This window comes from Urbifossiella limnaea (assembly GCF_007747215.1).
GTDB lineage: Bacteria > Planctomycetota > Planctomycetia > Gemmatales > Gemmataceae > Urbifossiella > Urbifossiella limnaea.
The window spans coordinates 4,022,031-4,033,511 of sequence record NZ_CP036273.1 but is presented as its reverse complement, the minus strand read 5'-3'; the positions used below and the strand labels follow the sequence as shown (position 1 = coordinate 4,033,511).

Here is an 11,481-nt window from a genome sequence, read left to right as displayed (position 1 = left end):
GCCGACCGTAACCAGCCCGCGTAACGACGCGGTAACGACCCTGCGAGAAAGCCTGCCGCGAGCGCGGGGTTGGCGGTATGATCGTCCGTGTTGCCTCACCCGTGTTCCGAGAGGGTCTGCCATGCTGCGACGGAAACTACTGTGGGGCGTGCCACTGGCCGGGGCCATTGGCTCCGGCGTCGTCGCCGACCGCTGGCTCGCCAACACCGCCCTCGCAGACGGCAAGCAAGACCTCAAGCCCGCCGTGACGCTGCCGATCAGCCGCGTCGTGATGTTCAACAGCGGCGTCGGGTACTTCAGCCGAAGCGGCGAGGTGGACGGTGACGCCCGCGTCGATCTCACCTTCCAGGAAGCGGACATCAACGACCTGATCAAGTCGATGGTCCTGGAAGACTTCGGCGGCGGTCGCGTCGCGGCGGTGTCCTACGACAGCCGCGAACCCATCGCGCGGACGCTGGCCAGCTTCTCGATCAACCTGAACGGCGACACCACGTTCGCCGGCATCCTGCAGCAGGCCCGCGGCGAGCGGGTCGAGGTGACGACGACGCCGACGGCGCAGAACCAGCCCGGCAAGCTGACCGGCTCCATCGTCGGAATCGAGACGCAGGCGGTGGCCGGCGGCCCGAACCAGCCGGCTGTACCCGTGGCCGTGCTCAACATGTGGTGCGCCGAGGGGATGCGTGCCGTGAAGCTGACCGAGGTGCAGCAACTGCGGTTTCTGAACCCGGTGATCGAGAGCGAGTTCCGCCGGGCACTGGAAGTGCTGGCGATGAACCACGATGCTGCGAAGAAGGCCGTGAGCCTGCACTTCGCCGGCGACGGCAAGCGCCGCGTGCAGGTCGGCTACGTCGTTGAGGCGCCGGTCTGGAAGACGAGCTACCGGCTCGTGCTGGACGCCGAGGGGAAGGGCGGCAAGCCCTACCTCCAGGGTTGGGCGGTGGTCGAGAACCCGACCGACGAGGACTGGTCGGGCGTGCGGATGGCGCTGATCAGCGGCCGGCCGATCAGCTTCAAGATGGACCTGTACAACCCGCTGTTCGTGCCACGGCCGACGGTCGAGCCGGAGCTGTTCGCGTCCCTCCGGCCGCCGACGTATGACGGCGGCTTCAACGGCCGCGGCGAGGCCGACAAGCTGGCCCTGCGCGACGCCCTGAACCGCGCTCCGATGGCGAAAATGGCGCCGGGTGCGCCGCCGGCGCCGGCCGCATCGGCACCGCCGATGAACGGGCCGATGGGCGGCTTCGGCCGTGGTGGTGCCGGCGGGGGTAGCGCCGCGATGGGTCTCGCGGCGACCGACAGCCCGGCCGACGCCGAACAGCGCCGCCGCCATGCCGCCGACGTGGGCCGCGAACTCGCCGGCCGGCTCGGCACCGGGGCAGTCGGCAGCGCCGCCACCGCCGGCAAGCTCGGCGACTTCTTCCAGTACGCCATTGACCACCCCGTCTCGCTCGCCCGCCAGAAGTCGGCGCTGCTGCCGATCGTCGGCAAGGAGGTTGAGGGCACGCGCGTCAGTATCTACAACCCGGCCGTGCAGCCGAAGCACCCGCTGTTGGGGCTTCGCTTCAAGAATACGTCGGGTGTCCACCTGTCCCAGGGGCCGATCACCGTGTTCGAGGGGAGCACCTACGCCGGCGACACGCGCGTCCTGGACGTGCAGCCGGGCGAGGAGCGGCTCGTGAGCTACGCGATCGACCTGGGCACCGAAGTCGATCCGCAGAACGGCCCCGGCACGAGCCGGATCACGAACGTGCGGGCGGTGAAAGGCATCGTCACGACCACGACGAAAGTGCGCGAGGAGAAGAAGTACCGCATCGCCAACCGCAGCCAGACGGACCGCACACTCGTGATCGAGCACCCGAACCGCACCAACCAGCAGTTCAAGCTGGTGGAGACGGACCGGCCCATCGAGGACACGGCCGGCGTGTACCGGTTCCAGGTGGCGGTGAAGGCCGGCGAGGAGAAGACGTTCCCGGTCAATGAGGAGCGCGACGTGGCCTCGCAAGTGGTGCTGTCCAACAACCCGGACCAGACCATTCGCTTCGTGATGAATTTGAACGAGGCCACGCCGGCGCTCAAGCAGAAACTGGCGGAGGCGCTGAAGCTGAAGGCCGCGTGGGACACTCAGGTCCGCGACCTCGCGCAGGTGAAGGCGAACCTGGCCCGGCTGAACACCGACCAGGACCGCATCCGCCGCAACCTGGGCGCGACGCCGCGGGAGGCCGAGGTGTACAAGACGTACCTCGACCGGCTGGCGACGCAGGAGCGCGAGATCGACGGCTACACCACCCAGGAGAAGAACCTGATGGCGGCCGAGTTCACCTCGCGGAAGACGTTCGAGGACTTCCTGGCAATCCTGACCGACTGACGACGCGGTGTCACGCCGCGAAGCCCGGGGACGGCCGTCCCCGGGCTTTCTACGTTAGCGGCACCCCCGCCCGCGGTGCCCCATGCCCCTGCGCCTCTCCGCGTTCCCCAAGTGCTACCTCGACGCGATCGCCGGTGCGCGGTCGATGTCCGTCTTCGACTGGATCGAGCAGGCGAAGCAACTCGACGCCGACGGCCTCGAAATGTACGACGGGTTTTTCACGTCCCTCGACCCCGGCTACCTCGACTCCGTCGGCGACGCCATCCGCACAGCCGGGTTCGCCATGCCGATGCTGTGCTGTTCCCCCGACTTCACCCACCCCGACGCTGACGCCCGCGAGCGCGCCGTCGAGCGCGAGGTCGCCATGATCGGCGTCGCGCGCCGGCTCGGGGGGCCGGGCACCGTGTGCCGCGTGCTCAGCGGGCAACGCTACCCCGGGCTCGACCGCCGCGAGGGGCTCGACCGGGTGGTCCGCTGCATCGAGCAGGTGCTGCCGGTGGCGAAGGAGCACGACATCGTGCTGGGCCTGGAGAACCACTACAAGGACGGCTTCTGGCAGTACCCCGAGTTCGCCCAGAAACAGGACGTGTTCCTCGAACTTCTCGCCGCCGTGCCGGAGAGCCCGCACTTCGGCGTCCAGTACGACCCGTCCAACGCCCTCGTCGCTGGCGACGACCCGCTGGAGTTGCTGAAACTCGTCGCCCCGCGGGTGGTGAGCATGCACGCCAGCGACCGTTACCTCGCCGACGGCACGACGATCGAGGAACTGCGCCAGGCCGACGGCACGCTCGGCTACTCGCCGAACCTCCGACACGGCGTGACCGGGAAGGGGCTGAACGACTACGACGCCATCTTCCGCACGCTCGCCGGCGTGGGCTACCGCGGCTGGGTGAGCATCGAGGACGGCATGAACGGCATGGGCGAGATGGCCGAGTCGCTGGCCTTCCTGCGGCGGAAGGTCGCCGAACACTTCCCCGACTGAGGGCCGCGAAGTGCAACCGGTACGGGTCGGGATCGTCGGCTGCGGCAAGGTGGCCGGGCTGCACGCGGCGGCGCTGCGGGCCGTCCCGGAGGCGGTGTTCGTCGGCGCATGCGACGCCGACCCGGCGCGGGCCGCGGCGTTCGCCGCCACGCACGGGGGAGTTGGTTTCACGGACCTGGACGCGCTGTTGAGTGCCGGCGTCGAGGTGGTGCTGATCGCCACGCCGCACCCGGCGCACGCCGCGCCGACGATCCGCGCCGCGGAGGCTGGCGTACACGTCCTCGTCGAGAAGCCGATGGCGGCGACACTCGCCGATTGCGATGCCATGATCGCCACCGCCGAGCGGGCCGGGGTTCGCCTCGGCGTCATCAGTCAGCGGCGGTTCTACGAGCCGGTCCGGCGCATCAGGGCGGCGATCGACGCGGGTAAGCTCGGCACCCCGGCGCTGGGGCTGTTCCTGATGTACTCGTGGCGCGACGCCGCGTACTACACCTCCGACCCGTGGCGCGGCCGCTGGGACACCGAGGGCGGCGGCGTTCTCGTCAACCAGTCGCCGCACCAACTCGACCTGCTGCTGTGGCTGCTCGGCCCGGCCGCGGAGGTGACCGGCTTCTGGGGCAACCTCAACCACCCGACCGTTGAGGTGGACGACACCGCGGTCGCTGCCATCCGCTTCAAGTCCGGCGGGCTCGGCTCAATCCTTACGAGCGTGGCGCAGAGGCCGGGGGTCTACACGAAGGTTCACGTCCACGGCTCGAACGGGGCGTCGGTCGGCGTCGAAACCGACACCGGGGCGAGCTTCGTCGCCGGCGTGTCGGGCATCGCTGAACCCCCGGTAACGGACCTGTGGACGATCCCCGGCGAGGAACACCGGTTGGCCGAGTTCCAGGCCGCCGACCGCGCCGCGTTCGCCGGCGTGGACGGCACCACGCACTACCACGCTCTGCAAATCCGCGACTTCGTCCGCGCCGTGCGCGAGGGCCGGCCGCCGCTCGTGACCGGCGAAGACGGCCGGGCCGTGGTCGAGATGTTCACCGCGGTCTACCAGTCGCACCGCGAGCGCCGGGCGGTTCGCCTCCCGCTCTGACTCGCGATCCGCGGAGAACGATCAAGCCGTAATCATTGTTTCTGGCCGGTGGGGGTCGGGTCGCGGAAACATGTCACCGACTCATAAAAAAGTTGGTTCGAGCTAGTTCCCGTCTTCGCAGTTGGCATGGCATCGCCTCGAAAATCGACTTTGCGCGGCCGGATGTGCCGGTCGTAGCGGTTTTGACGGCGCCGGCGGCGGTCGCGGGTGGTACAACGGGTGCAGTCTGACACACCTGCGAGGACCGAACGTGAGGACGATCGTGCTGGCCCTGGCGACCGCGATCGGGGCCGCCGCCCCCGCGCGGGCCGACACCATCCCCCTGTTCGTCGGCGACGGCGGTGGTCCGTTCCCCGGCAGCTACCAGCCGAGCACTCCGTTCACGTTCGAGCTCCGCGCCCCGGGCTTGAACTCGTTCACCAACTTCAACCTCGACCTGATCGTCGAGACGACCAGCCTTAACCCCATCACGCTGATGAGCGTTGAGGTGTTCCGCCCCGGCGACGGCGAGTACGCCTTCGGGGCGGCCGGCACGTTCGGCTCGAGCCAGTCGGCCATCGTCGACAGCCCGAACTTCACGGTCAACATCGCCGGTTCGATCGCCGGGATCGGCGTTAACACGGTGGCCGGAGCCAACGACGTGCTGGCAAGAATCCGCGTCACGCCGGGGTCGGGGCTGAACGAGCCGCTGACCTTCTTCATCGACGCGGGCTCGTACACGATCGGGGCCACGTCCGAGACTGGGCAGGGGTTGCAGCCGCCCGACCCGGTGACCGTGTTCCCGGAGGCGGCGCCGGACCCGGCGGTCGTGCCGGGACCGGGCGGGGCGGTGTTGCTGGGAGTCGGTGGGGTGTTGGTACTGGCCCGGCGGCGATTTACCCGGCGGGTGTAGTATCGGGAGAGGTGTCCCGGGAGCGTCCGCACCCGGGCTTCGGATACCGTCAACACGCCTGACACGATCCGGGGGCCGACGCCCCCGGATCACCGGCGGCTTGCGTCACTTCTTGTTGTGGACGTGCGCTTTTACAGTTGCCGCCTTGCCCAGCGCCGAAAACGTGACCGTGGTCGCCTCGTCCGGCCCCAGGTCCGCGGTGACGGTGCCGGTCGCCTTGGCCCGCTCGATTCCCAGCGCCTTCGACGCCGGCGGCGTCGTGTCCTGGGGCACGTCCGACGACCGGTAGATCCCCACCTCGATCGGCTGGTCCGACTCAAACTCGACGGTGATCCGCTGCGGCTTCGGCTGCTTGGGCAGGATCATCATCTGCGTGTCGCCGGGGGTCAGCTGGTACGTCTTCTTCTCGTCAAGGCGGGCCGGGCCGCAGCCGGCGGCAGTTGCGAGCACGACCGCGGACAGGCACAGGAGCGCGTGCGTGGGCACGAGGACCTCCGGGGTGGGGAAGTGGCCCGGGGGCGGCCCCGGGCCGGGTGGCGAACTATTCGACGCGGCGGAACGCGCCGGCCAGCATCCGGGCGGCGACGTTCATCGCCGTGCCGGGGACGAACACGTCCACGCCCGCGCCTTGCGGCTTCAGCGTCAGCGCGAACCCGACGTACGTCGGCTCGCCGCCCTGAACGTTACCGAGTTTGCCGATCGCCGGCCGGCCGTTCGGCGTCGGGATGCCCTTCACCTGGTCGGTGATCATCTGGACGGTCTGGCTCGTCTCCGCGAGGTAGACCGCCGTGGCGTCGGCCGGGAGGTTGGAGCGCGTCAGCTTGAACCCGGCCTCGGTGCCGACACCGGCGGTGCCTTCGAGGTAGTCGTCGAGGAGCTTGCTCGCGGCGCCCCAGTCGTCGGCGGTGAGCGTGGCCACGGCCTTGCCGTCGGTGCCGATCCAGTACGTCATCCGCTCCTTGGCCACCCGCTTCAGGTTCCCCAGGGTGGTCTCGCGGGCCTGCTCCGGCAGCGACTGGATCGTCGCCTCGAAGTCGAACGCCAGCTTGATCTCGGAGAACGTGAACCCGCGGTGCGCCTGCGCCGCGTCGGTGACGCGGGTCTTCTCCTTGGTCACGACGCCCATCACCTTACCGCCGACCGGCACGGCCCCGTACGCCCCGACGAGGCCGGCCGCGGCCTGCTTCGCGTTCTTGTACTGCGACATCACGATGGCGGCGTTGGCGCCGCTGCTGCCGGTCACCTCGACGCCCGCGCCGGCCGCGCCCACCTGATTCAGCAGCTTCGTGATCTTGGCGTCCTGCGCGTCCTCCCCCTCCGGGGCCGCGAAGTTCTGGGTGAACGGGCGGAACGTGTCGCTCAGCTTTTTGCCGAACCGCCAGCCGCCGTACGCACCCAGCCCCTGCGGCAGCTTGCCCAAATCGGTCAGCGACGTCGGCGCCTCGGCGGCCAGGGCCGTGGACGTCGGGCTGTCGGTGGTGAAGCGCGTGCGGGCGGCGAACCGCAGCCCGTCGGGCCGGAACTCCATCGCCAGCAGAAGCCCCTGCGCGTCCTCGACGCCCTGCAGCAGCCCGGTGAACATCGTCTTCACCACGTCGATCTGCCGGCCGTCCAGGCCGGGAATCTTGCCCTGCATCTCGGCCTGCCCGAGGCCGAAGTCGATGAGCCCCTTCACCTGCCGGATCTGCTCGCCGTACAGGTCGTTGATCACCTCCATGTTGACGTAGACGGCGGCGTCGGCGGCCATGAACGTGCCGGACAGGTCCGGCCCCATCGAGCCGGACTGCGCCCGCGTGTACGGCGCCGCGTAGCTCGCCGCCACCTCCTCGCTCGGCGACACGGCCACGTAATCCTTCAGGTCGGCGAGGTACATCTTCTTCGTCGGCCCGCCGCCGAACGACACCTCGGCCGACTCGACGCCCTTACCAGCCTTCGCCACCGTGTCGCGCTCGCCGGCGGTGAGGAACGAGCGCTTGAACTCGGCGTACCCCGTGACGGGGAGGAGCACGGCGAAGGCCGGCTCTTCGTCGCCGAGCTTGGAGAAGTCGTGAATCACCCCGAAGAGTCGGCGGTCGCCGGGCACGCTCTCGGTCTTGCGGCCCTCGAACACCTTGTCGATGCCGAGCTCCAGCCCGCCGCGGACCTTCTCGGCCTCGGCCTTCGGGAGGGAGTCGGTCATCTTGGTCAGGCGGTCGGTCGTCTTCTGCCAGCCGTTCACGGCGACGACGAGCGGCGCCTTGGCCGGGTACGGGAGGCTGACGTTCTTACCGGCCGGCTGGGCGGCGACGGGGCCGGCGGCGGCCAGGGCCAGGGCGGCGGCGAGGGGGAGGCGCAGGGTCCGCAGCATGAGCGGTGTCTCGTGAGGACGGGGGCAGACGGCTGACGCCGGCCGGGCGCCCGCGTTTCGCTCGCGGGCCATCTTACCGACCACGGCCGCCGACGGTCACGCTACCCGGCGAACGGGATCGTGGTTTCGCCACCCGGTGATTCGCCGGCCGCCGGGCGGGCTTTCAGGAAGCGTCGTCGCCGGCCTCGCCGTCGGGCTCCTCCTGCGTTTCGAGGCGGAACGGCTGCCAGACGTGCGGCCGGGCGAGCGGCTCGATGTGCAGCACTTCCTCGCCCTTCTGGAACACCCGCACCGACCCGCTCGACTGGCTGACGGCGAAGGCGATGGCGTTCGTGTGCTTGCTGATGCCGGCGGCGGCGGCGTGGCGGCTGCCGAACCCCTTCCGCAGGTTCAGCCCGTCGGCCCGCGCCCCGAGGTGGAGGCACGCGGCTTCGGCGATGCCGTCGCGGCCGATGAGGAGGGCGCCGTCCAGCTTGGCGATCTCCTTGATCTGCTCGCGGACCTCGCGGTCGCGGATGTCCCGCTCGGCCCGGGTGTAGCCCCGGAACGGGTTGAAGTTCTGGAACCGCGACAGGCCCAGCACCTTCTTCGTGTCGCCGACGACCAGGATGGTCCCGATCGGCTGCCCCTCGCGCCCCTCGCGCCCGATCTCGGTGGCGAGTTCGACGACGGCCCGCAGCACGTCGAGGGGCACCGACGTGCCGAGGACGCGGAGGTCCTGCGAGGTCATCCGCTCGAGGTGCTCGCCGAGGTGAATGACGCTGAGGCTGTCCACGGGCTCGGGGGCGTCCTCGAGGGTGGCGATGCCGTTGTAGAGGGCGACGACGTGCGACCCGGGTTGCAGCATCTCCTCGCTGACGGCCTTGAGGAGGGCGTCGTTCATCCGCTCCTGCGTGGGCCGCGGCTCCGGGTCGAGGTCGATGACCGTCCAGTCGGGGTGGTCGCGGAGCGGCTTGGTGAGGGCGGGGTTCTCGGCGGCGACGAACAACCGACAGCCGACGAGGAGGCGCCCGACCTCGTCCCAGTCGATGGCCGTCTCGGTGAGCACGAGGACGGCGTCGGCCGGGAGCGTCTTGACCAGGTCGCGGGCGGCCTGGAGGAGCGCGACGGTTTGGCTCGGCAGGCTCATGCGCGAGGACGATCCGGGGGCTGGAACGAGTCGGCGACGGGGGTTACCGAGCCCACTGTATTCAGGTTCGCACGTCGGGCCAACTGTCGGGGCGGGAATTCCGGCCGGAATCCTGGTTTGCCCGGACCCCTGCCGCACCACTGACCGGCCTTGACGCCGCACGCGCCCGTCGGCATAGCCGCCCGCCAACGGTCGTCCGGGCGCGGGGGTGGCACATGCGGCGGGTCAGTCTGGCGGCAGTCGCGGCGGCTCTCGGCTTCCTCGGTACGGTCACGGCTCAGCCCCCGGCCGCGCCCGCCGGCGACCTCGCCGTCATGCAGGGCAACTGGAAGCCGCTCGCCATCCAGCACGAGGGGAAGAGCCAGGCGCCGGTCGACGAGATGGCCAAGCTGACCGCCGTGTTCGACGGCAGCGAGTACCACCTGTACTACGCCGACAAGTCGAAGAACCCGCCGACCGTGCTCAAGCTCGCCGTCATGACCGTCGCCCTCGACCCGAGCACGCGCCCGAAGGGGATCACGTTCGAGTTCGCCGGCGGCAACCTGAAGGGGCAGAAGCGCCACGGCATCTACGAGGTCGCCGGCAACGAGTTGAAGTTGTGCTACGGCCCCGTCGACCGGCCGCGGCCGACGCAGTTCGTCGCCCCCGCCGGCAGCGGGCACTTCCTCGAAGTCTGGGCCAAGCAGCCGAAGTGAGGCGGCGGCGGTCGTAGAATACCGAACCCGCCGGCGCGGCGGGGTGTCCGACCCGCATGATCGCCGAACACCCCGCCCCCCCGCTGATGGACGCTCACACGCTCGAACTCCTCCAGTTCGACAAGGTCCGCGACCTCCTCGCTGCGTACGCCGCCACCGCCCTCGGCCGCGACCTGGCCGGCGCCGTTGAGCCGTTCACCGACGCCGACCCGATCCGCGCGGAAACACGCCTCGTCACCGAGATGGTCGAAGCGCTCGGGCTCGGGCAGGCGCCGCCGTTCAGCGGCCTGCACGACGTGCGGCTCCTCGCCCGCCGCGCCGCCATCGGCACCATGCTCACGGCCGAGCAGCTCCTCGAAGTGGCCGACACGCTCTCCTGCACCGGGGCGATGTACCGCTACCGGATGCGGCTCGCCGAGCACCTCACCGGCCTCATCGACCACCTCTCCGGGATCGAAGACCTGGGCCTCGTCGCCAAGACCATCAGCGGCTGCATCGACACCCGCGGCCACGTCCTCGACATGGCCAGCCGCGACCTCGCCGCCGTGCGGCAACTCCTCGCCGACCTCGACGAGAAGGTGAAGAACGAGGTCCGCCGGCTGCTCGCGAACCCCGAGCTGCGGCGAATCCTGAGTTACCCGAACGCCACGATCCACGGCGACCATTACGTGCTGCCCGTGGCGGCGAACCACCGGCACAAGGTGCAGGGCGTGGTTCACCGCGTCAGCGGCACGGGCGAGACGATCTTCGTCGAGCCGGCGAGTATCGCCAACCTCAGCGCCGAGCGGGTGACGCTGAAGGCCGACGAGGACCGCGAGGTGAAGCGCGTCCTGCGCCGGCTCAGCACCGAGGTCGGCAAGGTGGCGAAGCCGCTGGCCTACGCGGTCGAGGTGCTGGCGAAGCTCGACCTGGTGGCGGCGAAGGCCCGGTTCAGCCGCGACTTCGGCATGTACCCCGCAGACGTGAACGACGAGCGCCGCCTGTGGCTCCGACAGGCCCGGCACCCGCTCCTCGAAAACCTGTTCCGCGGCGACCCCGCAGAGGGTGCGCGAAAGGTAATGCCGATCGACCTGCGGCTCGGGTACGGGTTCAACCTGTTGGTCGTCACCGGCCCGAACACCGGCGGGAAGACCGTCACGCTGAAGACGACCGGCCTGCTGTGCCTGATGGCCCAGTGCGGCATGCACATCCCGGCCGGCGAAGGGAGTCAGGTGCCGGTCTTCCGCCACATCCTGTCCGACATCGGCGACGAGCAGAGCCTCGAACAGTCGCTCAGCACGTTCAGCTCGCACGTCACGCGCATCGCAGCGATCCTCCGCACGGCCGACGCCGACAGCCTCGTGCTCCTCGACGAACTCGGCGCCGGCACCGACCCCACCGAAGGGGCCGCGCTCGGGAGAGCGATCCTGGACGAACTCGACCGCATCGGCTGCCGCGCGGTCGTGACGACGCACCTCGGCGACCTGAAGACGTACGCGTTCAACAACGACCGGGCCGAGAACGGGGCGGTGGAGTTCGACGCCGAGACGCTGCGGCCGACCTACCGACTGCTGATCGGGCAGTACGGGATGAGCAACGCCCTGAAGATCGCGCGCCGCCTGAAGCTGCCGAAGGGTGTGTTGCAGAAGGCCCGCCGCTACCTGAAGCGCCGCAAGGGGAAGACCGGCGAGCTGGCCCGGTTGCAGGAGCTGCGCGAGGAGGCCGAAAAGGCGAAGGAGGCGGCGCTCGCCGCGACGCACGAGGCGAACCGCGAGAAGGAGGACTTCGAACGCCGAAGGGCCCAACTCGACCGCGAGGCCGAAGCCGCGGCGGCGCTGGTTCAGATGCGTGCGGGCTTGAAGGCCGGCGACGTGGTGCTGGTGTCGCGGTTCGACAAGACGGGCAAGGTCGTCCGCGTCGACGCCAAGAAGCAGACGGTGACCGTCGGCGTCGGCATCGGCCAGTGGGAGGTCCCGTTCGACGAAATCTTCCCCGCCGGCTGACC

General features: G+C 70.0%; 9 protein-coding genes. 6 read left to right on the top strand and 3 right to left on the bottom strand.

The genetic code is table 11. The features are described 5' to 3' along the window. Nucleotides 1-121: 121 nt before the first annotated feature. The 4 genes from ETAA1_RS16495 to ETAA1_RS16480 all read left to right on the top strand — a co-directional run bounded on the left by ETAA1_RS16495 (nucleotide 122) and on the right by ETAA1_RS16480 (nucleotide 5,326). The gene (locus ETAA1_RS16495; protein WP_145240312.1) at nucleotides 122-2,365 is read left to right on the top strand and encodes a DUF4139 domain-containing protein; all 2,244 of its coding nucleotides are present in this window, start codon (nucleotides 122-124) and stop codon (nucleotides 2,363-2,365) included. Between the two features lie 82 nt (nucleotides 2,366-2,447). After that, nucleotides 2,448-3,347 carry a sugar phosphate isomerase/epimerase family protein gene (locus ETAA1_RS16490; protein WP_145240310.1) on the top strand — a complete coding sequence of 300 codons (900 nt, stop codon included), beginning with the start codon at nucleotides 2,448-2,450 and terminating at the stop codon, nucleotides 3,345-3,347. 10 nt (nucleotides 3,348-3,357) lie between these two features. After that, complete coding sequence (locus ETAA1_RS16485) at nucleotides 3,358-4,434, top strand: Gfo/Idh/MocA family protein (RefSeq protein WP_145240308.1); 1,077 nt, start codon at nucleotides 3,358-3,360, stop codon at nucleotides 4,432-4,434. Nucleotides 4,435-4,684: 250 nt separating this feature from the next. Further along, nucleotides 4,685-5,326 (top strand): hypothetical protein, encoded by a 642-nt coding sequence (locus tag ETAA1_RS16480; RefSeq protein ID WP_145240306.1) that lies wholly within the window; start codon nucleotides 4,685-4,687, stop codon nucleotides 5,324-5,326. A gap of 105 nt (nucleotides 5,327-5,431) precedes the next feature. On the opposite strand, the gene ETAA1_RS16475 is transcribed toward ETAA1_RS16480, so the two are convergent. The 3 genes from ETAA1_RS16475 to ETAA1_RS16465 form a co-directional block, all read right to left on the bottom strand. After that, nucleotides 5,432-5,812 carry a hypothetical protein gene (locus ETAA1_RS16475; protein ID WP_145240304.1) on the bottom strand — a complete coding sequence of 127 codons (381 nt, stop codon included), beginning with the start codon at nucleotides 5,810-5,812 and terminating at the stop codon, nucleotides 5,432-5,434. Nucleotides 5,813-5,867: 55 nt separating this feature from the next. Then, nucleotides 5,868-7,673, bottom strand: coding sequence for a hypothetical protein (locus tag ETAA1_RS16470; protein WP_145240302.1), 1,806 nt, complete (start codon nucleotides 7,671-7,673; stop codon nucleotides 5,868-5,870). 163 nt (nucleotides 7,674-7,836) lie between these two features. Then, complete coding sequence (locus tag ETAA1_RS16465) at nucleotides 7,837-8,802, bottom strand: DNA integrity scanning protein DisA nucleotide-binding domain protein (protein WP_145240300.1); 966 nt, start codon at nucleotides 8,800-8,802, stop codon at nucleotides 7,837-7,839. A gap of 215 nt (nucleotides 8,803-9,017) precedes the next feature. On the opposite strand from ETAA1_RS16465, the gene ETAA1_RS16460 reads away from it, so the two are divergent. Together ETAA1_RS16460 and ETAA1_RS16455 are read left to right on the top strand one after the other, a co-directional pair. Further along, nucleotides 9,018-9,497: a TIGR03067 domain-containing protein gene (locus ETAA1_RS16460; RefSeq protein ID WP_145240298.1), complete on the top strand. Its 480-nt coding sequence runs from the start codon at nucleotides 9,018-9,020 to the stop codon at nucleotides 9,495-9,497. Nucleotides 9,498-9,553: 56 nt separating this feature from the next. Then, on the top strand, nucleotides 9,554-11,479 hold the full coding sequence (locus tag ETAA1_RS16455) for an endonuclease MutS2 (RefSeq protein ID WP_238389234.1): 1,926 nt from the start codon (nucleotides 9,554-9,556) through the stop codon (nucleotides 11,477-11,479). The last annotated feature ends 2 nt before the right edge of the window (nucleotides 11,480-11,481 follow it).